Below are 23,767 nucleotides of genomic sequence, written 5' to 3' on the forward strand. Positions count from 1 at the left end.
AAATAAGAAGAAAATACTATGAAAAGACTAGTCCTATTGCTATTGAACTTACTGATGCCGATGATTCTGTTTGCTGCGTCCAATGACCTCTGTTTCCGTCATTTTTCTGTAGAAGACGGACTATCATCCAATTCGGTACGTGCTTTAATGCAAGATAAATACGGTTTTCTATGGATAGGAACGGATGAAGGACTGAACCGCTATGACGGTACTACTGTAAAACTCTATAGACTGAAAGATAGGGGAGCTAATGAAGCTATTTCATCTTTATACAGCACCCTCAACAAGATATGGATAGGTACAGACGAAGGCATATATATCTATGATTACGAAACAGAAGATATAATGCCTTTTGTACTGGCCACCTCCAAAAATATCCATATTGAAACAAATACGAACCATATTGTCGAAGATAAAGACAAAAACCTATGGTTCACTACGGTAGGACAAGGAATATTCAAATACAACACCATCACCAACCACTTGGAGCAATACGAATTTAAAAACGCAAATGGTTTAATGGCAAGTGTGCTGGTGGATAGTGAAAACCAAATATGGGCCATTACCAATTGGGGAAACTCAGGTCTTTTCAAACTGAATAAAGCAGAAAATAAATTCGAGACTTTTCCGCTCTCCTATGAAAGCGGAAAGCATGACTCAAACGCATTGGTCATGTTGGAAGACTCGGAACATACACTGTGGTTAGGAACCTGGGAGTGTGGTTTGCAAAAAATCGATAAATACAGCGGAAAGGCCACTACTTATCTGCATCCGACAGACGGAAAAGGTGCCACCCATATTCATTCTATCATGGAATATGCCCCTCACCAGCTACTCATAGGCTCGGATGACGGGCTTCTGTTATTCAATACCATTACAGAGGAATATCAATTGTTTACAGAAGATGAAACAAACCCACATTCATTGTCCAACCGTTTTGTTTATCCTATTATAAAAGATCATGAAGGTGGAATATGGATCGGAACTTACTATGGAGGAGTAAATTATATCTCACCCAATACTGGACAATTCGAAAGTTTTGTCCACTCACGTTTCTCCAATTCTGTTAACGGAACAGTCATCGGACGGTTCTGCGAAGACTCTAACGGAGATGTATGGATCGCTTCGGATGACGGAGGGTTAAACCGCTTTTCTCCCAAAAATAGAAAATTTTCCCATTATTTGCCCTTGGAGGGAAAAAACAGTCTGTCCTATCACAATGTACATGCACTTTGTATGGACGGTGATAATTTATGGATCGGTACTTATACTGGAGGGGTAAACGTATTAAATCTGCAAACGGGAACTTTTAAAACATATTCTGCCTATCAGGATAATCCCGCCTCACTGGACGGAACCAGTTCTTATGCCATATTCAAAGACAGAAAAGAGAGAATATGGGTCACCTCCATGTCCGGAGTAAATCTATATAACCGGGAAAAAGATAATTTCACCCGAATTAAATACTTGGACGCACTGACCATTGACATTGACCAGGATACCAAAGGAAATCTCTGGTTCTCCACCCAAGGCAAGGGATTATTTAAATACCATCCAGAAAAACAGATATGGAAGAACTATATACATGACCATAAAAATCCGAACTCACTGGCAAACAACCAAGTGAACTGTGTACTGATTGACACAAACGGAGAGATGTGGGTGGGAACCATGAACGGGCTCTGCAAATACAATGCGGAAGAAGATGCATTCGAAACTTTACCTCTTGAAATTCCCAGTCACAATATATGCAGCATCATCGAAGACCAACGCATATTGTGGCTCACCACCACCAAAGGGCTAGTGCGCTACACCCCTGGAGAAGGTTGCCGAGTATTTACTAAAAGCGACGGACTGCAAAGTGAACAATTCCTACCTAATGCTGCCTTAAAAGCATCGGATGGAAAAATTTATATCGGCTCGGTAAACGGATTTAATGCTTTCTACCCCCATCAGATTAAGACAAATGTGATGCTTCCTCCAGTAATCATTACAGAACTGGAAATAGATAATAAGGAAATCCAAACTGGAAACAAACTGCTTCCAAAATCTCTCAACCAGTTGGAAGAACTGGAGCTATCCTATAAAGAAAATGCATTCAGCTTGCTTTATGCCTCTTTAAGCTATTGCACCCCCAATAAAAACAAATACGCCTATAAACTGGAAGGATTTGACAAAGACTGGAACTATGTAGGCTCCCAGAATAAGGCCACTTACACCAATTTGCCCGCAGGAACCTATCTTTTCAAAGTAAAGGCGACCAATAATGACGGAATATGGAATGAAAAAGGAACCAGTCTGAAAATCACCATCCACCCTCCTTTCTATTGGTCCACCGCTTCCAAACTGCTCTATTTTATATTGGTTTGCATAGCTTTCGGATTCGTCATCCGCTTCATCATCAAACGGACAGAGAAGAAACATACGGCTGAAATAAACAAACTGAACGCCAACAAGGAAAAAGAAGTACACGAAGCCAAAATCAAGTTCTTCACCATGATAGCCCACGAAATACGCACACCGGTATCCCTTATCATAGGACCTTTGGAGAAAATAATGAAATCCCCCGTGTCCCTGCCGTCTACAGTACGCGACGATCTAAATATTATTGACCGTAACAGCCAGCGTCTGCTGTTCCTGGTAAACCAATTGCTGGATTTCCGGAAGGTGGAACAGGAAGGAATGAAAATGAAGTTTGCTTCCCAAAATATCCACCAACTGCTCAAAGCGGTTTGTGAACGTTTCGAACCTTTCATCGCCCAACATGGAGCACGGCTTACTGTGGAATATCCTGAAGCAGATTTCACAGCTATAGTAGACAGTGAAGCGGTAACCAAACTAGTCAGCAACCTGTTAACCAATGCCAGTAAATACACAAAAGATGAAGTTACTCTTACCTGTATCGTACAGCCGGAACAACATACTTTTATAATCCGAGTGACAGATAACGGCATAGGGATCAGCAAAGAAGAACAAAAGAAGATATTCCATCCGTTCTATCAGGCTATGGATAACAAGCCGGGAACAGGTATCGGCCTCAGCATTGTCAAAAGTATTGTAGAATCACACAATGGCTGCATTGAAGTGGAATCCGAAGTGAACAAAGGGTCATCTTTTATCGTAACACTGCCTGTAGAACAAGCACAAGTCCTGCCACAGGATACGGGCACATCACTATTGAACAACCCAGCCATTCCCGAAGAAATCTTGCAAGAGGACCTCTCCGGTTCTCCTATCAAACATAAACCAACCATGCTGATTGTGGATGATAATGAGGAAATGTTGAATTTCCTTTCGAGTAGTCTGGCTGATAAATACAGCATACTTACCGCAGAAGACGGTATAGAAGCATTAAATAAACTCAAAGAAAACGAAGTGACACTCATTGTAAGCGACTGGATGATGCCACGCATGGACGGAGTGGAATTCTGCAAAGCGATAAGGACTAACCAAACTACCAGTCATATACCCTTCATCCTGCTAACGGCCAAGACAGATACCAACTCCAAGATAGAAGGTATGGATTGTGGTGCAGATGCCTACATAGAGAAACCTTTCTCCATGCAATACTTGGAAGCATGTATCAAGAATCTGGTAGACTTGCGTAATCTGCTGCGTCAGAAATTCTCGAAGATGCCGCTGGTTCCGCTGAACAGCATTGCCAATAATTCTATGGACGACAAGTTCCTTACCCGCATGAATGAAATCATAGAAGAGAATTTCTCCAATCCGGAATTATCCGTAGATTTCCTGGCCGAAAAGTTGTGTATCAGCCGTTCGGGTCTGTTTGCCAAAATTAAAACATTGGCCAATATCACCCCTAATGAACTGATTCAAGTGGTACGTTTGAAAAAAGCAGCGATCTTGCTAGCAGAAAACAAATACCGCATTAATGAAATCTGTTATATGGTAGGATTCAATAATCCGTCTTATTTCTCCAAGTGTTTCCAGAAACAGTTCGGCATGAAACCGGGGGAATTTGTAAACGGGAAAAGAGAAGAATAAAAACTAATCAAAAATCATTCCCTAAAAATAAAAAATCCGGTTTCCCCTTTTCAGAGAAACCGGATTCATGATGAACGAGTGATTTTATTTCAATCAATAATTATTCTTCTTCACTTCGAAATAAGCTTGCGGATGCAGACATGCAGGACATACTTCAGGAGCTTCCGTACCTACATAAATGTAACCGCAGTTACGGCACTGCCATACAGTTTCTTCCGCTTTCTTGAATACTGTGCCTTCTTCCACATTCTTCAATAAAGCCAGATATCTTTCCTCATGCCCCTTTTCAGCTTCAGCGATTCTGCGATACATAGTAGCGATAGCAGGAAAACCTTCCTGATCGGCCACATCAGCAAAGTGAGGGTAATCAGTAGTCCATTCTTCATTTTCACCGGCAGCCGCAGCTTTTAAATTCTCCATAGTGGTACCAATGATACCTGCAGGATAGCTGGCAGTGATTTCTACCATACCACCTTCCAACCATTTAAACATACGTTTCGCATGTTCCTTTTCCTGATCAGCTGTTTCAGTAAAAATAGCAGCAATCTGTTCATAACCTTCTTTCTTTGCTGTACTTGCAAAGTAAGTATAACGCATTCTAGCCTGTGACTCACCTGCAAATGAAGTCAGCAAATTTTTTTCTGTCTGTGTACCTTTTACGCTCTTAGCCATAATAATTAGTTTTATTAGTTAGTTATTATTCAATCATCTTTTGGTAATACAAAGATATATCTTTTATTCCAAAATTGTATTCATTACAATTATATTTTTATATTTAATTAAACGTTCACTTTATATAAAATAAACAAGAACACCTACTATTTGTGTTCACAACAACATTAACATTTTTCATTATGAAAAGCATCATCAAATTATTCACTTTTCCCCTCCTTACTATAATAGGATTTAATTCGTGTGCGTCCATACCGTTAAAGGTCGGAGAATCTGAAAACAACTCCACTTACACTGTCAGCTATCTGTTTGAACATGACGGTTGCAAGGTATATCGTTTTTACGATAAAGGAAATTACGTTTACTTTACTACGAGAGGAGATGTAACCAGTATCACAAATGATTCTACCGCCCAACGCACCATTACTATCAACAAAACACCCTATGAATAACAAAAATACGAATTTAAATAGAATAATACCTTAATTTATACATTAATTTTATCTACTTTTGCAACTCGTTTAAAATCATAGCATAAAGTAGTTGACAAATGAAAGCATTTGAATTCAAGCCGAAGCTCTTCACTACCCTACAGAATTATTCAAAAGAGAGCTTCATGGCCGACCTTATGGCCGGAATTATCGTAGGTATTGTTGCACTTCCACTAGCTATCGCATTTGGTATCGCTTCGGGAGTTTCTCCAGAAAAAGGCATCATCACTGCTATTGTAGCAGGATTTATCATCTCTTTATTAGGAGGAAGCAAAGTACAAATAGGCGGACCTACCGGAGCATTTATCGTAATTATCTATGGTATCATCCAAGAATACGGCATCAGCGGATTAACAGTAGCAACTCTTATGGCAGGAGTACTCCTTATTTTATTAGGTGTATTCAAGCTGGGAGCTGTTATCAAATTTATTCCTTATCCCATTATTGTAGGATTTACCAGTGGTATTGCCGTCACCATTTTTACGACACAGATTGCCGATATCTTCGGACTGAACTTCGGAGGAGAAAAAGTACCGGGAGACTTTATAGGCAAATGGATGATTTATTTCCGTCATTTTGATACTGTTAATTGGTGGAACGCCATTGTCAGCATAGTCAGTGTCCTGATCATCGCACTGACTCCCCGATTCTCAAAAAAGATCCCAGGCTCGCTGATTGCCATCATTGTAGTGACTATTGCCGTATACCTGATGAAGACATACGGCGGAATCACTTGCATCGACACCATTGGCGACCGTTTTACCATTCAGTCACAGTTGCCGGATGCAGTAGTACCCAAATTAGATTGGGAAGCTATCAAGAATTTATTTCCGGTTGCCATCACCATTGCTGTACTGGGAGCCATAGAATCTCTGTTGTCTGCTGCCGTAGCCGATGGTGTCATTGGTGACCGCCACGATTCAAACACGGAACTGATAGCCCAGGGCGCAGCCAATATTATCGCTCCACTGTTTGGCGGTATTCCTGCTACAGGAGCCATCGCACGTACCATGACCAATATCAACAACGGTGGAAAATCACCTGTTGCAGGTATCATTCATGCAGTCATTCTGTTGCTGATTCTCTTGTTCCTGATGCCTCTGGCACAATATATCCCGATGGCCTGTCTGGCAGGTGTATTGGTGATTGTTTCTTATAACATGAGCGGCTGGCGTACTTTCAAGGCGTTGCTGAAGAATCCGAAATCAGACGTCACCGTACTACTGATCACTTTCTTCCTGACTGTTATCTTTGATTTAACCGTAGCTATTGAAGTAGGTTTGCTCATTGCCTGTGTATTGTTCATGAAACGTGTCATGGAAACAACAGAAATATCGGTTATCAAAAATGAAATCGACCCCAATAATGAATCCGATCTGGAAGTGCACGAAGAACATCTCATGGTTCCCAAAGGTGTGGAAGTATATGAAATCAATGGTCCCTACTTCTTTGGTATCGCTACCAAGTTTGAGGAAATCATGTCCGAACTGGGCGACCGTCCCAAAGTACGGATTGTACGTATGCGTAAAGTACCATTCATTGACTCTACCGGTATTCACAACCTGACTAATCTATGTGAAATGTCTAAAAAAGAAAATATTCAAATTGTGCTTTCGGGAGTGAATGAAAAAGTGCATCAAATTCTTGAAAAATCAGGATTTAATGAATTACTGGGAAAAGAAAATATCTGTCCTAATATTAATGTAGCACTGGAAAAGGCAAAGGACATTATAGAAAAATAAAACGGACTACTCTATTAAAAGAATTTATCTATGGAAAAGAGGATACTCCCGATAGCTGGAATATCCTCTTTCTCATCTAAATACTTCAGGTTGGTACTACTCCACCAAAGAGTGGCATGAATAGAATGCCAATATCCGTTCTTTCAGTAAATAGGTATATTTAGTTTGTGATTGTTGGGACAACGCATCTGCTAATTTCATTTTTATCTCATTATACTCATATACAGCCGACTTTCCAGCCATATACTTCTCTAACGCATACCGATGCGCCTCCCGATTGGCAGCTACCGCTTTGGTAGTAGATTCGTATTTCTCAAAAGCTGCCAACGCATCCATATATGCTTTCTCAATATCCTTATAGAGACTTTTCTTTTCATTTTCCAATGACAAGCGGGCATTATTCTCTTCCAAACGCGCTGTTTTTACCTGATTCCTCGTAGAGAAGCGGTCAAAAAGAGGGATGCTTAATGTGAAATAAATGCTTTTCTGCATATTGTTTTTAAACTGCTGATAAAAAGACGGATTCATTGCACGACGAGAATAATAGTAACCGGTATTGATTCCGGCACCCAAAAAAAGCTGTGGGTAATATCCCGACTTGACAACTTTTGTACTTTTCACTTTACTCTGCAAAGAATAATGAGCTTGCTTTATCTGAGGCATACAGCTTAATGCCGAGGCGTAAATCCCCTCAGGAGTGACAGACTCCATAGAAACTATACTTTCATCCAAAGAATCTACATCAAAATACTCCTCACCCTTCAACTCCATCAATTGCATCAAGTCAAGAAAAGAAAGCCGCAGCGAGTTCCTAGCTTCAGTAGCTACCAGCTCATCATCAGCCAATTGAGCTTTCACATCATATAATTGAGACTGCGGAACTTTTCCATTCTCTATCAAAATCCGTGTTCTGATTTCTTGTTCTTTTGTCAACCGGATTTGTTCTTGAGCGATACGATAGATTTCTTTATTCAACAGTATCTGAAAATAATAGTTAGTTACATTGAGTGACAAATTGTTTTCTATCAATTCCTTATTTGCCTCAGCCGCCAATATATCGAATTTATTCCGGGTAATGGATGCACTTGTTTTGAATCCGGTAAAAAGAGGCATTTCAGCACTGGCAGAGAATGAAGAATTTTGTATGTTGCTATCTTCATACGTATTATCCTGATTCAAGGCCCTGCCAAAAGAAAAACGTTGTGAAGCTCCTACATTCAGGTCGGGCAGAAAACTGCTCTTCAGCGTATTTCTCTCTACTTTCAAACTTTTAATCCGGTTTTGACTCTGCTTCACCTCTATATTGTGCAGTATGGCATAATCTATACATTCTTTGAGACTCCACTTCTTATTTTGTGCTTGTATATTCGCTATAAATACGATGGCTGCAACAGCTGCAACTATTAACTTTTTCATACTGCTCATTCTTTAACCTATTTCATCAAACTGTTCCTTCCATAAACGATGATACATCCCATTCGAATTGAACAATTCTTCATGAGTACCTGCCTCGATTACTTGCCCCTTATCAATCACCACAATCTTATCAGCATTCTTCACTGTACTCAACCGATGAGCAATCACGATAATCGTTTTCCCCTTCCGTGCCAATGCATCTAATGTCTGCTTTACATAGCGTTCGGAAATAGAATCAAGCGAAGACGTTGCCTCATCGAAAATAAGTATCTCCGGTTCCTTATACAAAGCACGCGCTATGGCAAGCCGCTGCCGCTCGCCACCCGACAAGGATGCACCATGTTCACCGATATAAGTCCGGTAGTCCTTAGGCAAACCATCTATAAAGTCCTTCAAGCCAAGTTGTTCTGTCAAATCTACAATTTTCTTCATGTCCGGATGCAAGTCGCCTACCGCTATATTCTCTGCAATGCTGCCGGCAAATAATTCAATCTGTTGAGGTACTGTTCCCACCCGGCGACGAAGGCTGCGATTGTCTATTTGCGCAATATCATAATCGCCTATGCGAATGCGACCCTCCTGTATAGGATAAATATGCTGTAACAACGAAATCAAAGTCGTCTTGCCCGACCCGCTTTCTCCCACTATGGCAGTAGTCTTCCCCTTTTCTATCTTCAAGCCCAATTCCTTGAACACATCCTTGCGCGAACCATAGCGAAACGAAACATTCTCAAACGTAATATCGCCTACCATATCCGGTTCTAATATTATCTTTTGATTATTATCCTGTTCGCGTTCCAAGTCCATAATCTGGAATAAGCGGTCGGCGGCAATCAGTGCATCCTGAATAGTCTGATTGGAAGAAATCAGCGAGCCGATAGGAGAAATTACATAACCAACCAAGGAATAAAACACCATCAGAGCGCCGGGTGTCAACTCCTGATCGACCACCAAAATACTTCCTAACCAAAGAACGGCAATCGTAATGCCGGTAGATACAAACTGAATACCGCCTTGCGCCATAATGGATCCATAAATACTGCGATACGTATTCTTTAATAAATGTACAAAACGAGTTTCCGTTTTCAAATTGGCATATTCCTCTATACCGAATCGTTTGATAGTAGAAATAGAATTAAGAGACTCCACCAATTGCGCTTCCAAATCAGCACTACTTTCCATAATACCGCGCTGATATTTCCGGTTCAATTTATTAAATCCCCAGAAAATAAGCAAGAATAAGGGGGCAGACACTAATGTAATCAATGCCAGCTCCCAGGAATAAACGAACATAAGGCACACAGAGAAGACAAGAATCATGATATTAACCACCAGATCCAACGAAACATTATTGATAAAATTACGGATTTTCACCGCATCATTGACGCGTGAAATAATTTCACCTACGCGCATCGTATCAAAGAATTGCTGAGGTAAAGTCAGCAGATGCTTATAATATCCTAAAATCAATGCCGCATCAATCCGTTGTCCGGTCTTTAAAGCCAGAATACTTTTCATTGCTCCGATAAAAGTCCGCAATAGCAGGATGACCAGCATGATCACTCCCATGAGATTGAGTAAATTGATATTTTTATCCACCAATACATAATCTGTAATTTTACCTACATAGATGGAAGTGGATAATCCCAAAATGCTATAAATAAGCGCACCAAACACGGCTTGTAGCATCACGCTTTTGTGAGGAGCCAGCAGAGAAAAGAACTTCTTTGTCATACCGGTTTTCATGTTTCCGGTCTTGAAAGTTTCTTCCGGTTCCAATAACACCAGTACACCGGTCCACATTTTCTCAAATTCCTGATTGGTCACGCGATGCATCCGCCCGTCACCCGGATCCATATACTCTATGTATTCTTTCTTTTTCTCCACCTTATATATCACTACAAAATGCTGAAGCTGCTCGTGCACGATGACATGGGCAATAACAGGTTTAGGAACAATATACAATGCCTCAAACTTAGCCCGCACTCCTTTAGCTGACAAGCCCAGCTTATTAGCAGCCTCTATCAACCCCAAAATATTCGTTCCTTTTTGATCGGTAAACGCATATTGGCGGATACGTGCAATGGGAAATTGCAAACCATAATAGGCACATACGGAAGCCAGACAAGCCGCTCCGCAATCTGTAATATCAAACTGTTTTATTTTAATACCTTTCTTGCTCATCATTGAATATTTATAAATGAATTGTAGAATCAAAATTTAGCTATCATCGCATTATTCTCATATTGTTTGGGATTCGCCCAATCGTCTATCTTTTGGTAGAGCAAATCGAAAAGCGATCGCCGCGTTATCATAAAATGGGCACTGACGGTCATTCCCTTCTTTAATATTCCTTTCTGTCCGCTTTTCAGCATAAGATAGTTCCGCTCCATTTGACATTTCACTTTATAGAATGAGTTTCCCTGACTGTCGGTTAGGAAGTCTGATGAAATTTCGGTCACTTTGCCGGGTAATGTTCCCCATTCATTATAATTAAATGATTCCACCTGTACATTGACCGGCATTCCCAAACTCATAAAACCGATATTTCGAGGAGTAACATATATCTCCATACACAGTGTGGAATCCGGGCTGATAACTGCCAATGACTGTCCTGCCTGTATACTGCTTCCCCTGTATATGCCGGAAAATTGATCAATGGTTCCACTTATCGGACTACGAACTATATAGAGTTCTTTATCTTTCAACTCTTGCTTCAGTGTAGTATTCATTTCGCTACGAGAATTACGATACGTATTCAGATCTGCCTGCCACGTACTCAACTGGCTTTGTATCAATGAAGCCAGTTCATTTTGCCGGCTTTGATATTGAAAATAATATTTATCATATTCTTCTTCTGAAATCACTTTCTTATCAAACAGGTTTTTATTGCGCTTATACTCTTTTTCTGCCTGTGCCAAAGAGGTTTCCAGTTCTTTTTGCTTTTTGATAAAATAGGTATATTCCTGTTGACGTACCGGAGAATGAAACCTGGCAGGACATTCGCCTTTTGCCAGATAAGCCAAATCTGACAAATGTGCTTCATAGTCATTCAGGCGATTCGTTTGATAATTGATTTTATAATCGGAGTTATTGGTGCGGAAGCGGAGGAGTACATCGCCTTTATTCACTTGATCGCCTTCGCGCACATAAACTGAATCTATTAATTCTGTGATAGACGATTTTATTTCAGTTTTTTCAGTAACCGGCCTTACTACTCCACTGCCTTGCACAGAGATATCTACATAGATAAAAGGCAATGCAATCATAACGGCAGTCACGGCTGCCAATACTATCCAATAGATAATTTGGGATTTTGCGGTGTGTTGATAGATGTATGTTTCAATACTGTTCTCTATCCATTCATTTGGTAATAACATAACATTTCTACTTTTACTGATTCATGCAGCAAAAGTAGAATGAAAGAAAAAAGATATGTGTTATCGAATTGTTATCTTTAGGTTAATATCTATAAGTTTATACAGAAAAGATTCAGTGTTGACATGTTTTCAACACTGAATCTTTATTTAGAATGCACTATAGACAATTCCAATGATACCATTAATGCTTTTGAAACGATATCAAGCGTCTTTATTTTTTCTATATATCAATATGACATTATAAAAAAGTCCTATTATATAGATAATTATAAATGCTTGCACACTAGTTATCTCAAATACAAACTGTTTCGTTTTAAAATAAACAATCATCAAATTCACTAGTTGCATGGAAATAAATAGTATGACAAAATTCTTTGTATATAGTTTAATTCTACTCATTTTTTAATGGATTATACAATTGATTTAGTGGATATTCTTTAGCTTATCTCAATATATCACACTATGCATTTTTTGCTATCTCAATTAACAAGCGCAATTATTAAAATAAAACATTAGTTTCACAATTGCAATACCAAATTACTCTACTATAAGCAAAAGAGTACATACACTCCATACATTGCACAGGCCCCATAAAATGCTTTACCTATTTTATGTCCCAATTCTCTACCTTCTTCATAAGATCCTCCATCAATCTGTCGAAGTTCGTCAAAAGTTAATTCATTCATAATGATAATTTTTAAATTAATACTAATAAAGAGGGGATTCAACTATACCAACAAGTACCCCAATAAAAGAAGTTATATTACTCCAATTTTGCCTTGCCGTACTTGAGTTCATATAATAAGACATTGATACTCCAGCTAGAATTTCTTTCAATTCAGATGATGTCAATTTTGATGTCATTATATCATTTTCCATTTTTTCTTCGTATTATAAAATTAATTGCTACTATCAGTAAAATAAGTTTACTCACTATATTTATAGAGTTAAATATACTTTCTTCTATATTCAAATTAGAATTTTGAAGGAGTAATACAAACAATACAAATACTACCAAAAATCCAAAAAGAAAAATAGTTTTTATCATTTTAACTATTCCACTATTATCTCTACAGAATTTCTCTATTATTGATTTGTATCTCATCATTTATATTTTTTTATTCATTTCATAAATATACTGAGTAGTTTAAATAGATTTTCTCATAAACTATTTTGATTACTATTTTTTACAAATTCAATATCATATAAAAATTATAGTAATATTACAATTTCTAAACTATAGTCAAAATTATATTTACATAAAAGCTACCAGCAGACAACATCCGCCAACAGTCCATATTTCTCATGGAGTTGTTCCATCTGTTCCGCAGTAGGAGGCATACACCCTCCCGATACCTGTACACGTTCCTCACCACTGAGTGGCTTCACCATGCAATAATCATTTTTTTTCATACTTCATTTTGTGTTTTATTGTTATATATGCGAATCAGTAGTTGAAATACCTACTTGATTCAGTTAGTTAAAATGTTATTATTCAATTAATTATCTCGTTTATTTATTTCTCAATCTCCTTGAAAATCAGTATATTAGAAGAATAAAACCACTCATTATTCTAATTATGATTCCCAAGGAGAAAGAGCTAAAACTTATAAAAATATATATGTACATCTGCGATATTTACCAGTCTTCACTGAAGTTTTACTGCCAGAGATTCAGTAATAATGCAACTCCTATCTTTACAGACCAGGAACTGCTTACCGTATATCTGTTTTGCGGAGCCTATCAGCGATACTTCCAAATCAAAGAGATACATACATTCACTGAAGAATATTTGCTCTCATGGTTCCCCAACCTACCTTCTTATCAGACATTCAACTATCGGTTAAACCTGATGAGTGAGGCCATTAGTGAACTTGTAAAGCATCTCATTACATTCTTTAAACCAGAGGATTGCGATTCTATGACATCACTTATTGACTCTATGCCTATTATTACCTGTGCAGGAAAGAATAAAACAGGAAAGGTAGCTACTGAAATTGCAACCAAAGGATACTGTTCTACAAAGAACATGTATTACTTCGGTCTCAAACTCCATGCTTTAGCCTTCCGCAGGGAAGGAACTATTCCATTCCCGGAAATGATTCTCTTATCATCGGCAGAAGAGAATGACCTGACAGTTCTTAAAAGAGAAGCCGCTGATAGCCTTATAAACAGAAACATCTTTGCCGATAAGATATACTCGGATTTTTCTTACTGGGGCAATAAGCAACAAGAACAAGGAACTACTATGCTAACTCCCGTGAAAGCAATAAAAGGAGAGGAACCAGTTATTACTCAAAGAGAGAAAGCTGGAAGAGAACTGTTCTCTACTGCTGTTTCAAAGGTCAGACAGCCTATAGAAGCGTTTTTCAACTGGCTGAATGAGAAAACAAATATTCAAAGAGCGATGAAAGTCAGATCAACATCTGGACTTTTAGTACATACGATGGGAAAAATTGCCATCGCATTCATTTATCTAATTTTTTAAAACAAGAATCAGAAATCAACTACTGATTCGCATTACTAATAATCATTCTATTTATTGCATAAGACAATAAGGCACCAACAAAAGTAGCAATTATATCTTTATAATCACATAATCCCCCTTCCACTATCAATCCCAATAATTCATATATCATCAATCCACATGAAGAATAGAAAAGCAACTTAATCGGTTTGTACATTTCATTAGGAGAAAAAAGAGAAACAAGAATAAAAAAAACAACACATTCACCAAACAGATTAGTGTATGTATCGGCAAGATAGAAATCAAATAAATGATTTGTATATACCCAAGGACGGTAATACGTCCGGAATAGCAGCATTATTATGATAAAGAGACAACCTACTATCAAGTGAAGCAATCTATGTTTTTTTCTCATAATTACGATATCTAGTTGCTAGTCAGGAAAGCTTATAAACAATCCTGACTAATAAATTCTTATTTAAAATTAATCATACTAGTATATTATATAATTGAATAACAATTGATATAACCACATAAATAATCAAGATAAAATTGATTCGCTTCAATTTTTTGTTTTCCTTTTGTAAATCCGTTTGTTTCATTATCTATTCGTTTTTATCCATAAGCTGTTGGACTATTTTGTGCCATCTGACCAAAATATTCTAAAAAATTACAAATACTTGCTCCTATAGAACCTACACTATTCCCCAAACTTCTCATTGCTTTATCTCCACCACAAAAACATTTACATTCTTGCTCAGATAATTCTTCATAAACACATTTCATAAAATAATACTTTAATGATTAATTTCTTGTTCCGTTCCATCCCTCATTAACCCCCACGCAAAAATCATCCCAATTATTGTATACATAAATTGCAGCACCAGCCACAGCAAGAGCTAAAGCGACCCATCCACCATTCACTTCTTGCATCTCATTCACATTCATTTCCTGCATCAAAGCACTATTTTCTAAATTTTTCATAATAGTATTTTTTTTATTAATGCGAATCAGTAGTTGAAATACCTACTTGATTCAGTTAGTTAAAATGTTATTATTCAATTAATTATCTCGTTTATTTATTTCTCAATCTCCTTGAAAATCAGTATATTAGAAGAATAAAACCACTCATTATTCTAATTATGATTCCCAAGGAGAAAGAGCTAAAACTTATAAAAATATATATGTACATCTGCGATATTTACCAGTCTTCACTGAAGTTTTACTGCCAGAGATTCAGTAATAATGCAACTCCTATCTTTACAGACCAGGAACTGCTTACCGTATATCTGTTTTGCGGAGCCTATCAGCGATACTTCCAAATCAAAGAGATACATACATTCACTGAAGAATATTTGCTCTCATGGTTCCCCAACCTACCTTCTTATCAGACATTCAACTATCGGTTAAACCTGATGAGTGAGGCCATTAGTGAACTTGTAAAGCATCTCATTACATTCTTTAAACCAGAGGATTGCGATTCTATGACATCACTTATTGACTCTATGCCTATTATTACCTGTGCAGGAAAGAATAAAACAGGAAAGGTAGCTACTGAAATTGCAACCAAAGGATACTGTTCTACAAAGAACATGTATTACTTCGGTCTCAAACTCCATGCTTTAGCCTTCCGCAGGGAAGGAACTATTCCATTCCCGGAAATGATTCTCTTATCATCGGCAGAAGAGAATGACCTGACAGTTCTTAAAAGAGAAGCCGCTGATAGCCTTATAAACAGAAACATCTTTGCCGATAAGATATACTCGGATTTTTCTTACTGGGGCAATAAGCAACAAGAACAAGGAACTACTATGCTAACTCCCGTGAAAGCAATAAAAGGAGAGGAACCAGTTATTACTCAAAGAGAGAAAGCTGGAAGAGAACTGTTCTCTACTGCTGTTTCAAAGGTCAGACAGCCTATAGAAGCGTTTTTCAACTGGCTGAATGAGAAAACAAATATTCAAAGAGCGATGAAAGTCAGATCAACATCTGGACTTTTAGTACATACGATGGGAAAAATTGCCATCGCATTCATTTATCTAATTTTTTAAAACAAGAATCAGAAATCAACTACTGATTCGCATTATTAGTTAATAAATTGTATTTATCTAAAAGCCTACCAGCAGATAATATCCGCTAATGGTCCATATATTTTACGAAGTTGTTCCATCTGTTCCGCAGCAGGAGGCATACACTCTCCCGATACCTGTACATGTTCCTCACCACTGAGTGGCTTCACCATGCAATAATCATTTTTTTTCATACTTCATTTTGTGTTTTATTGTTATATACTAAGAAAATAATTCTCTAAAATAGCTCCAAGAACATTCATATACAGAAACTGTCATATTACATTAATATCCGTACTATTTCCCTTTATCATCTTCTTTTTTTCTTACACTAATATTAAGTATCGCTACCAGAAAAAGAAAGCATACGGGAATCAACTTAGCCCGGTCTCCCTCATAGAGAAATAAAGCTATAGCAAGTAAAAATACTGATACAATATACAGAATACTCTTTTTCATATTCAACAGAATGTTGCCACACCTACTAATGCTCCACTGTATCCACCCAAAGCTTCACCCGAAACAGTCCGGCTCCTGTCAAAATACCAAGACCTGCACCACCGACCGCACCAGCTACATATTTAGCATACTGAGTAATTAGGGTTGTTTCGATGCGACAAATATAAATCTACTTTTTCAAACTCTTTGTTATCAGATTATTATCTTTAGATTAATGTTAAATCGTCGTACAAGACATATCATTTATCATCTAAAATAATATCCTCCGAAAAAAAGTATTGCTGCAACAATCCATATTATCAGCAAAGCAATAAAAATTCTTTTTGTCCAGCTATATGCTTTTTTTAAACTGATGACATAGGAAACATCTGACTTTCTATTCTTTTTCCAAGCCTCTATACTATGGTATAAAGGAATTATGCCTAAAACAGGACACATAAAAGTTAGCAGAACCGATAATAAAAGGACTGTTGATATATGTTCTTTTTCCATACTGATTGTTATTTTAAAATGCACAATAAATTGCACTGCCTAGTACTCCACCAACAGTACATGCTCCAAAAAACAAATCGCCAATATCACATGCTATAGGGTGGTTATTCTCATAAAAATCTTTATAATTTTGGTATTCATCATTGGCACACTGATACCAACTAGCAAGACTTCTTGTTTTTACTAAATTTTCATCATCAAATTCCAATTTTATATCTTTCAAGGTATTATCAGATATATATAATGTTGCAAATAGTACTTCATCAGTCGTGTAGTGATAAAGTATATAATTATTTTCGTCTATATTTTCTTTCACCAAAATAGCATCAAGTTTTATATCTCTATTATCCTCTCTATAAACAGATAAATAAAATTGTTCTATATTTCGACCTGAGGCACGAGTGATATAAGGAACCTCTTTGCTTTTCAATTCATAACCTAGTCCATTTTGTTTGATATCAATAATCACAGTACTTTTCCTTTCTTTTTCCATCACAGATTCGGAATTACTACAACTAAAGAACAACAATGTAATAAAGCAAGCGCAAAATGATTTTGCGATTTTAAATACAATTCTTTTCATATTCATATAGTTTTCTATTAATGCAAATCAATAGGAAGTACTGATACTGATTTACATTAGTTAATAAAATTGTACTTATATAAAAACCTACCAGCAGATAACATCTGCCAACAGTCCATATTTCTCATTTGTTCCGCTGTAGGAGGCGCATAACCTCCCGATATCTGTGCATATTCCTCGCCACTGAGTGGCTTCACCATGCAATAATCATTCTTTTTCATACTTCATTTTGTGTTTTGTTGTTATATACTAAAAAAATAATTCTCTAAAACGGCTGGGTACTACAAATACACTAGTCAGACTAGTACTGCTACTGTAAATGTAGCATCCACCATAAATATTCATACATTCTGCTAACGTCAGCGTTTTCATTTCATTTAATTCTTATCATGTTCTGTGTTCGTGTTATTATTTTCCCTATTTCAATATTAGGGCAATCTCTGATTCTTCTTTTGAACAAGCGGACAGTAAAAAGTGGTATACCGGTCATGTGATTTACGTCCCCACCTTGTTCGTTTATACTCGTTTTTTCCATATCTCTCTTTTTGGGTTTGTTTTGATGCGACAAAGGTAAATTGCTTTTTTCTAACTCTTTGTTATTGAAGTGTTATCTCTATGTTAATTGTTTATATATCTGGGTATACACTTACCTTCTTCATTCAATACATAAACAACTCTTCCTTCACCACCATAAATATTTTCTTTTTCTCCTTTTCTCAATTCTAAAATAATATTTTCCATAACTTATTGTTTTAATTTAAATGACTTACATTTGTTTTACATTGCAAATATACAGGCTATTTTTATAATAAAATGTTATCCGATTGTTATCTAACATTAGAAATATGTTATTATCTTTGCAAAAAAATAAACATGAAAGGTAGACACATTAAAATACTCACTATTTTTGGATTAATAGCAATTATAGCTTTACAAACTATATGGTTATGTAATGCATATATACAGTTTTCACAAAGTATATATAAAGATAGTAATGACATTTTAAAGAAGTCCTTAAACAGGGAAGCTTCTATTAGATTTGAAAAAACACCTAAGGGAACAATGATAAATGGTGCTCCAATAAAAGATTCTAACGAAATTGTACCGGAAATAGCCTATTTGAACGAAGGATTATTAAAACTAGGATTAGAACTATCATTAACTAATGTTGATTCCCTCGCCAATGATTTCTTAAAAGCTACTAATATTGAAAGTACAATAACTATCTACCTACTGAATACTGACACAGAAAAAGTTCTGAATAAAAGCAAGAATGATTTAGATATCCATTCATTCGGGATTATAAAAACAGATATAATTCCGATCCGGACAGATTTATCACAAGGTGTGCAAATGATTTTAATAAACCCATATTACACAATTATTAAACGTATGGGGTTACTGCTAATAGCAACTGTCATATTGATGATTTTTGTAATAGGATGTATTGTATATCAAATAAAAATCATCGCCAGACAAAATAAAATAGCCCAACTCAGGGAAGATTTTTCTTATGCCATGATTCATGATATGAAAACACCACTCAGTTCTATCACGATGTGTACTAGTTTTCTGCACAGTGGAAGACTGGATGACAAACCTGAAATGAAAGAGAAATATTTTACTATCGTAGAAAATGAAGCAGATCATTTATTAGCATTGACCAATAAGATACTTACATTATCAAAACTAGAAAATCATAAATTGGAAATGAATAAGAAAAAAATCTCATTCGAACCTATTATTGAGGATTTAAAAGAGAAGTTTATAACAAAATCTGACAAACCCATTCATTTCACTATTGATTTAAAAGCCAAAGAAGTATATGTTGATGAAGAATTTTTTAAAGAACTTATGAGCAACTTGATAGATAATGCCATTAAATATTCCAAAAAGAGTATTGAAATAAAAATAAGTTCGCATTACGATGATAAATATACCATTATAAAAATATATGATAACGGAATGGGTATCTCAGAGAAAGATCAAAGAACCATTTTCGACAAGTTTGAACGTGCTTCAGCAACTAAACGCACTAAATTTGGTGGAGCTACCGGATTTGGATTAGGTTTAAACTATGTTTATCAAGTAATTGAAGCACATGAAGGAAAAATATATGTAAACAGCATAGAAGGAGATTTTACAGAATTTACTTTGTTTATACCTAAAATTATGGAGGAACTATGATTAAACTTTTATTAGTAGAAGATGATCCCACTTTCAGTTATATCGTGAAAAGTGGATTACAGGAAATTATTGGTGGTTATGAAGTGATAACTGCTATGAATGGAAAAGAAGGATTGAAGGCTTGGGAAGAATATCATCCGGATATCATTATTTCGGATATTGACATGCCTGTAATGAACGGTTATCAAATGGTAGAGCGTATTCGTGAAACTGATGGAGATACTCCTATTTTATTTGCTTCCGCATTGACTTCTCCCAAAGATGTAAAAGAAGGATATAAACTAGGTGTTAATAACTATGTGAAAAAGCCCTTTGTGCCCGATGAACTCGATGCGCATATACATGCCATTCTTAAAATAAAAGCAGGAACCAAATCACGCAATGAAAATGAACATTATAAACTGGGACGTTTCACACTGGATGCCAAACATGCCACACTGTATAATGATGAAACTGAAGAAAAAAAGATGCTAACTGTACGCGAGGCAAAAATACTTCAACTCTTCTGTAAGAATATAAATGAAACTGTGGAAAGAAAAGCTATTCTAAGCCGTTTTTGGGATACGGAAGACGATTATTTTAAATCACGCAGCCTGGATGTTTTTATCACGAAATTGCGGAAACTGTTGAAAGATGAACCTCGCATTGAATTGAAAAATATCCGAGGAGTAGGTTATACATTGTTACTGACCTGAAAAAGTAAGATATGTTCATGAGCAAAGTAAGTTAACTTACTTGCCCCTCGAAGTTAACTTACTTTTTTCACTTAATATGAAACCGAAACCGGAATACCTGCCTCTTTCACCAATCCTCCTATTTTATCCAATTCCTTATGAGTAGCTTTTTCCAAATCATGATCGGGCGTTTCGCGGTCAATGGTATAAATCATCACTTGACGCGGAGCTATCTTTTTCACAACCTCCAACCAAGGTAACACATACCGGTCTGTCGTATTATTCACATCCTGACCTTGATAGGTACCTTTCATGAACATAGTCTGAATAATCAGCTTTCCTTTGAAAGCTTTCATGCCTTCTATAATTTTCTGCACATCATAATGTCCAGTAGGACGATCCGTCAAATGGATATAATCCGTATCAATGGTATCCAGTTTCAATATATTATTATCTATCTTATTCAATGCATCAAATACCTCCGGTTTGTGAATAAAAGTAGAGTTACTCAATACACTCACTTTTGCCTGGGGAAAATATTTATCACGCAGTGCCAAAGTATCCTCTATAATTCCTGCAAAGTGAGGATGAGCCGTCGGTTCGCCATTACCGGCAAAAGTCAGCACATCCGGTTTAGGACCATTTTGCTGCATATCAATCAAACGGGCCTCCAAAGCTTCACGAACCTGCTCGCGAGTAGGCAGTTTCTTTTTCGGACGATGATCTTCATTAAAACCACATTCACAATAAATGCAGTCGAAGGTACAAAACTTGCCATCTTCAGGAAGAAGATTGATTCCTAAAGAAACTCCCAAACGACGACTATGTACCGGACCGAAGATGGGAGAAGGATAAATGATTGTTGACATAGTTTTTTTTTCAGTTGATAACAGTACAAAAATACAGAATGTTTTTCAGAATTTCAGCCTCAACTGCAAATAAAGGTCACTCTTTGTACTGCCGTCAATTTCCTCCAAGGCGGAACTTATCTTATCCCGATTGAAATAATGAGTAGTTCCGTACTTGGCCTGCAAGATAATGTGTTTATTCAATTCATAACGGGCGTTCACTGCCACACGCATACCTTTATAATAGAATGAAGGCATGGAAAAAGCATAGAGCACACTCTTTTCATAGATAGTAAGACGGGAATTATAGTCATCTGTGTTAAACCATGCGGCACTCAAATCAAGCTGAAGAGGAAGCAAATGGAAGGTATAAGCAGCACTTTGAGAAACCAGAAAACCATTGGAAGCAGATTGCCCACGAAAGTTGATGCGTACATAATCCGCTATGGTTTTCAATGTCAGCTTATCTTTCACGCTATAATTCAATTGGTATCGGCATTTCTGCTGAATAGATGGAATAGTTTGCTTGGTTTTATCCTCAGCAGTGAAGTCCTTTTCCTTCTTTTTATAACGATATCTTATAAACATTTCCAGTTCATAAGTAGGTGAATAACTTAATTGGAGTAATCCGTCCAATCCTTTGGTTCCTGCTTTGCTTACTAAATATTTCTTCCAAGGGAAATAGAAAAAATCACCATAACAAGTCATTTTGATATACTTTAAAATACTGGTTTCCAATCCTATATAAAATCCACTCTCATTTTGTACCGTACTTCCCTCTCCTATAGAACGAGCATAAACCGATTGATATTTGGCATCATAATACCTGTTCATAACTATTAACTGTGTTCCTCCTTTCGGTGAATAACGTAACATATTCATGGTTGCCCAAGTACCACATTTGTCTATAGCCGTTTCACCCAATAAAGAGAAGCGTTTCCAAAAGAATTTATAATCTCCTCCCACATTATAAAAGTCCTTTCCACGGGGATAATAAATATTATAGTACTTCTTCTCAGGATTCAACGGCTTGTTGAAAACATTATAAACAGCTGTTAATCCTAACTCACAGTACTTTCCATTATAATTTAAATTACTGCCAACCAACTGATTAGTTAATGTATTTTTCTTCTCAAACTCACGATACAACCGATGATATCCATCTTTTTTCAACGACCTTATAAACTGATTATCAACAATACCATCCATCTTCCGATAAGAATAGAAACCATCCAATGTCCATCTTTTCGCCAACTTATAGCTGACTGCCATTCCTTGAAAATAGTTATATTCATCGGTAGAAGAATGCTTGCGTATTCCCCGGCTCTTATTTCCCAAAGTAGAGAGTGTAGCTGTTTTTCCCATCCCGAAATCAGTGTTGATAACTAGTCCATAACCATAGCTGACACGGTAATTACCAAGAGCTAAAGTCTTGATATGACCTATATTACGAATTAACAAGTATAGTGAATAAAAATCATAACCTTTTTTATTTTGTCCGGTAAAGAAAGGTTCTCCTGCATCCTTTTCAGCAGTAATTCCTGCATAAATCTGATCCCGATAATGAAAACTATATCGCAGATTATGATAATATCCATATCCCAAATACTGTTTGTTCGGATTCTTTTTTAAAGTTTCTGCCGGGTACTGTTGATACCCGGCCTTCGTATAAAAAGGAATATCAACACGTGTTGATAACTCTTGTTTACCGTATTTCAATATCCGCTTTATATTTGGTTTATATTGCTCTTTTTCAGGAGTTTCAAAGTAAATAAAGGGTAGTAAATAGTGAATAGTCTGCCTGTCAATATCTTCAATCATCCATAACTCATTGCGGGTAAGCATAGGACCATATTTGTACAGATAATACAATATATTCTCTACCAGTTGGTCAGAGAGAAATGGAAAACGTTCCAGTTGCTCTTTAGTTGCTGTATTGATATTGATGGGATTTTCACGTAATTCGGAAAGCTCCTCAAAGTGAGTATCCCATTGAAACGAACTGTTTTCATCTTCATCCATCAATTGCTCTACCAGTTCTTCCCATACTTCCTGCGCACACAGGTTATGCACCGACAAAAGTATTGTAATACAGATAATTAACATTACTTTCAACAACCTGTTCATTTTGTAATTCATTGGCGTGTTTTAAGTTAAATAGTTTTATCCACTATACAGAGTAATCATATTTCTTGCTACTTTTGCACCAAGATGAAAAGGAAACTCTTTATAGCATTGTTTTTTTCCTTTATAGCCGTTGCTGCTCATTCCCAGCAACAAAC

At 36.7% G+C, this 23,767-nt stretch carries 21 protein-coding genes; 7 read left to right on the forward strand and 14 right to left on the reverse strand.

What is annotated here, in order from left to right; translation table 11 throughout:
• Positions 1–18 precede the first annotated feature (18 nt).
• Positions 19–4,005 (forward strand): hybrid sensor histidine kinase/response regulator transcription factor, encoded by a 3,987-nt coding sequence (locus GKD17_RS22545; RefSeq protein WP_007834163.1) that lies wholly within the window; start codon positions 19–21, stop codon positions 4,003–4,005.
• A gap of 93 nt (positions 4,006–4,098) precedes the next feature.
• Here the strand turns inward: GKD17_RS22545 and rbr are convergent, their stop codons facing one another.
• On the reverse strand, positions 4,099–4,677 hold the full coding sequence (gene rbr, locus GKD17_RS22550) for a rubrerythrin (RefSeq protein WP_005844074.1): 579 nt from the start codon (positions 4,675–4,677) through the stop codon (positions 4,099–4,101).
• Positions 4,678–4,859: 182 nt separating this feature from the next.
• Here rbr and GKD17_RS22555 point away from each other — a divergent pair, with 182 nt between their 5' ends.
• Together GKD17_RS22555 and GKD17_RS22560 are read left to right on the forward strand one after the other, a co-directional pair.
• Positions 4,860–5,129, forward strand: a complete 270-nt coding sequence (locus tag GKD17_RS22555) for a DUF4884 domain-containing protein (protein WP_007841627.1) — start codon at positions 4,860–4,862, stop codon at positions 5,127–5,129.
• Between the two features lie 98 nt (positions 5,130–5,227).
• A complete protein-coding gene (locus tag GKD17_RS22560) occupies positions 5,228–6,910 on the forward strand; it encodes a SulP family inorganic anion transporter (protein ID WP_007834165.1) in 1,683 nt (560 codons plus the stop codon).
• 96 nt (positions 6,911–7,006) lie between these two features.
• Here GKD17_RS22560 and GKD17_RS22565 read toward each other — a convergent pair whose 3' ends face one another.
• The 5 genes from GKD17_RS22565 to GKD17_RS22585 all read right to left on the reverse strand — a co-directional run bounded on the left by GKD17_RS22565 (position 7,007) and on the right by GKD17_RS22585 (position 13,119).
• Positions 7,007–8,326: a TolC family protein gene (locus GKD17_RS22565; protein WP_007834166.1), complete on the reverse strand. Its 1,320-nt coding sequence runs from the start codon at positions 8,324–8,326 to the stop codon at positions 7,007–7,009.
• Positions 8,327–8,338: 12 nt separating this feature from the next.
• Complete coding sequence (locus GKD17_RS22570; protein ID WP_007834168.1) at positions 8,339–10,513, reverse strand: peptidase domain-containing ABC transporter; 2,175 nt, start codon at positions 10,511–10,513, stop codon at positions 8,339–8,341.
• 26 nt (positions 10,514–10,539) lie between these two features.
• Positions 10,540–11,706, reverse strand: coding sequence for an HlyD family secretion protein (locus GKD17_RS22575; protein WP_007834171.1), 1,167 nt, complete (start codon positions 11,704–11,706; stop codon positions 10,540–10,542).
• A 545-nt stretch (positions 11,707–12,251) separates the two neighbouring features.
• Entirely contained in the window at positions 12,252–12,392 is a 141-nt protein-coding gene (locus GKD17_RS22580; protein WP_007834175.1) for a hypothetical protein, read from the reverse strand.
• 580 nt (positions 12,393–12,972) lie between these two features.
• Positions 12,973–13,119, reverse strand: a complete 147-nt coding sequence (locus GKD17_RS22585; protein ID WP_007834179.1) for a hypothetical protein — start codon at positions 13,117–13,119, stop codon at positions 12,973–12,975.
• Positions 13,120–13,327: 208 nt separating this feature from the next.
• On the opposite strand from GKD17_RS22585, the gene GKD17_RS22590 reads away from it, so the two are divergent.
• Positions 13,328–14,194: a hypothetical protein gene (locus tag GKD17_RS22590; protein WP_007854809.1), complete on the forward strand. Its 867-nt coding sequence runs from the start codon at positions 13,328–13,330 to the stop codon at positions 14,192–14,194.
• Positions 14,195–14,788: 594 nt separating this feature from the next.
• Here the strand turns inward: GKD17_RS22590 and GKD17_RS22595 are convergent.
• Positions 14,789–14,959: a hypothetical protein gene (locus GKD17_RS22595; protein ID WP_007839227.1), complete on the reverse strand. Its 171-nt coding sequence runs from the start codon at positions 14,957–14,959 to the stop codon at positions 14,789–14,791.
• A gap of 18 nt (positions 14,960–14,977) precedes the next feature.
• The gene (locus tag GKD17_RS22600) at positions 14,978–15,157 is read right to left on the reverse strand and encodes a class IIb bacteriocin, lactobin A/cerein 7B family (RefSeq protein ID WP_007847917.1); all 180 of its coding nucleotides are present in this window, start codon (positions 15,155–15,157) and stop codon (positions 14,978–14,980) included.
• A 200-nt stretch (positions 15,158–15,357) separates the two neighbouring features.
• Between GKD17_RS22600 and GKD17_RS22605 the strand changes: the two genes are divergently transcribed.
• Positions 15,358–16,224, forward strand: coding sequence for a hypothetical protein (locus GKD17_RS22605; RefSeq protein WP_007854809.1), 867 nt, complete (start codon positions 15,358–15,360; stop codon positions 16,222–16,224).
• A gap of 65 nt (positions 16,225–16,289) precedes the next feature.
• Here GKD17_RS22605 and GKD17_RS22610 read toward each other — a convergent pair whose 3' ends face one another.
• From GKD17_RS22610 to GKD17_RS23520, 4 genes are all read right to left on the reverse strand, one after another.
• Positions 16,290–16,436 carry a hypothetical protein gene (locus GKD17_RS22610; RefSeq protein ID WP_007834181.1) on the reverse strand — a complete coding sequence of 49 codons (147 nt, stop codon included), beginning with the start codon at positions 16,434–16,436 and terminating at the stop codon, positions 16,290–16,292.
• Positions 16,437–16,947: 511 nt separating this feature from the next.
• Entirely contained in the window at positions 16,948–17,193 is a 246-nt protein-coding gene (locus tag GKD17_RS22615) for a hypothetical protein (protein ID WP_007834185.1), read from the reverse strand.
• A 13-nt stretch (positions 17,194–17,206) separates the two neighbouring features.
• Positions 17,207–17,776 carry a hypothetical protein gene (locus GKD17_RS22620; protein WP_008672354.1) on the reverse strand — a complete coding sequence of 190 codons (570 nt, stop codon included), beginning with the start codon at positions 17,774–17,776 and terminating at the stop codon, positions 17,207–17,209.
• Between the two features lie 618 nt (positions 17,777–18,394).
• Positions 18,395–18,517, reverse strand: coding sequence for a hypothetical protein (locus GKD17_RS23520; RefSeq protein ID WP_007834190.1), 123 nt, complete (start codon positions 18,515–18,517; stop codon positions 18,395–18,397).
• A gap of 132 nt (positions 18,518–18,649) precedes the next feature.
• Here GKD17_RS23520 and GKD17_RS22625 point away from each other — a divergent pair, with 132 nt between their 5' ends.
• Entirely contained in the window at positions 18,650–19,963 is a 1,314-nt protein-coding gene (locus tag GKD17_RS22625; protein ID WP_007834191.1) for a sensor histidine kinase, read from the forward strand.
• Positions 19,960–20,658: a response regulator transcription factor gene (locus GKD17_RS22630; RefSeq protein ID WP_007834192.1), complete on the forward strand. Its 699-nt coding sequence runs from the start codon at positions 19,960–19,962 to the stop codon at positions 20,656–20,658. Before GKD17_RS22625 ends, GKD17_RS22630 begins: the two co-directional genes overlap by 4 nt.
• A gap of 71 nt (positions 20,659–20,729) precedes the next feature.
• Here the strand turns inward: GKD17_RS22630 and GKD17_RS22635 are convergent, their stop codons facing one another.
• Both GKD17_RS22635 and GKD17_RS22640 read right to left on the reverse strand, forming a co-directional pair.
• Complete coding sequence (locus tag GKD17_RS22635) at positions 20,730–21,506, reverse strand: radical SAM protein (RefSeq protein ID WP_007834193.1); 777 nt, start codon at positions 21,504–21,506, stop codon at positions 20,730–20,732.
• A 45-nt stretch (positions 21,507–21,551) separates the two neighbouring features.
• Positions 21,552–23,624 carry a helix-hairpin-helix domain-containing protein gene (locus GKD17_RS22640; protein ID WP_007834194.1) on the reverse strand — a complete coding sequence of 691 codons (2,073 nt, stop codon included), beginning with the start codon at positions 23,622–23,624 and terminating at the stop codon, positions 21,552–21,554.
• Positions 23,625–23,767: the final 143 nt, after the last annotated feature.

Origin of the sequence: Phocaeicola dorei, assembly GCF_013009555.1 — a bacterium.
GTDB classification, from domain to species: Bacteria; Bacteroidota; Bacteroidia; order Bacteroidales; family Bacteroidaceae; genus Phocaeicola; species Phocaeicola dorei.

What these genes read in the sequence shown, in the direction of transcription:
- GKD17_RS22620 (WP_008672354.1), bottom strand. Translation starts at nt 17,776, where the DNA reads ATGAAAAGAATTGTATTTAAAATCGCAAAATCATTTTGCGCTTGCTTT.
- GKD17_RS22580 (WP_007834175.1), bottom strand. Translation starts at nt 12,392, where the DNA reads ATGAATGAATTAACTTTTGACGAACTTCGACAGATTGATGGAGGATCT.
- GKD17_RS22545 (WP_007834163.1), top strand. Translation starts at nt 19, where the DNA reads ATGAAAAGACTAGTCCTATTGCTATTGAACTTACTGATGCCGATGATT.
- GKD17_RS22565 (WP_007834166.1), bottom strand. Translation starts at nt 8,326, where the DNA reads ATGAAAAAGTTAATAGTTGCAGCTGTTGCAGCCATCGTATTTATAGCG.
- GKD17_RS22615 (WP_007834185.1), bottom strand. Translation starts at nt 17,193, where the DNA reads ATGGAAAAAGAACATATATCAACAGTCCTTTTATTATCGGTTCTGCTA.
- GKD17_RS22600 (WP_007847917.1), bottom strand. Translation starts at nt 15,157, where the DNA reads ATGAAAAATTTAGAAAATAGTGCTTTGATGCAGGAAATGAATGTGAAT.
- GKD17_RS22585 (WP_007834179.1), bottom strand. Translation starts at nt 13,119, where the DNA reads ATGAAAAAAAATGATTATTGCATGGTGAAGCCACTCAGTGGTGAGGAA.
- GKD17_RS23520 (WP_007834190.1), bottom strand. Translation starts at nt 18,517, where the DNA reads ATGGAAAATATTATTTTAGAATTGAGAAAAGGAGAAAAAGAAAATATT.
- GKD17_RS22595 (WP_007839227.1), bottom strand. Translation starts at nt 14,959, where the DNA reads ATGAAATGTGTTTATGAAGAATTATCTGAGCAAGAATGTAAATGTTTT.
- GKD17_RS22570 (WP_007834168.1), bottom strand. Translation starts at nt 10,513, where the DNA reads ATGATGAGCAAGAAAGGTATTAAAATAAAACAGTTTGATATTACAGAT.
- GKD17_RS22605 (WP_007854809.1), top strand. Translation starts at nt 15,358, where the DNA reads ATGTACATCTGCGATATTTACCAGTCTTCACTGAAGTTTTACTGCCAG.
- GKD17_RS22625 (WP_007834191.1), top strand. Translation starts at nt 18,650, where the DNA reads ATGAAAGGTAGACACATTAAAATACTCACTATTTTTGGATTAATAGCA.
- GKD17_RS22555 (WP_007841627.1), top strand. Translation starts at nt 4,860, where the DNA reads ATGAAAAGCATCATCAAATTATTCACTTTTCCCCTCCTTACTATAATA.
- GKD17_RS22630 (WP_007834192.1), top strand. Translation starts at nt 19,960, where the DNA reads ATGATTAAACTTTTATTAGTAGAAGATGATCCCACTTTCAGTTATATC.
- GKD17_RS22575 (WP_007834171.1), bottom strand. Translation starts at nt 11,706, where the DNA reads ATGTTATTACCAAATGAATGGATAGAGAACAGTATTGAAACATACATC.
- GKD17_RS22560 (WP_007834165.1), top strand. Translation starts at nt 5,228, where the DNA reads ATGAAAGCATTTGAATTCAAGCCGAAGCTCTTCACTACCCTACAGAAT.
- GKD17_RS22640 (WP_007834194.1), bottom strand. Translation starts at nt 23,624, where the DNA reads ATGAATTACAAAATGAACAGGTTGTTGAAAGTAATGTTAATTATCTGT.
- GKD17_RS22610 (WP_007834181.1), bottom strand. Translation starts at nt 16,436, where the DNA reads ATGAAAAAAAATGATTATTGCATGGTGAAGCCACTCAGTGGTGAGGAA.
- GKD17_RS22635 (WP_007834193.1), bottom strand. Translation starts at nt 21,506, where the DNA reads ATGTCAACAATCATTTATCCTTCTCCCATCTTCGGTCCGGTACATAGT.
- rbr (WP_005844074.1), bottom strand. Translation starts at nt 4,677, where the DNA reads ATGGCTAAGAGCGTAAAAGGTACACAGACAGAAAAAAATTTGCTGACT.
- GKD17_RS22590 (WP_007854809.1), top strand. Translation starts at nt 13,328, where the DNA reads ATGTACATCTGCGATATTTACCAGTCTTCACTGAAGTTTTACTGCCAG.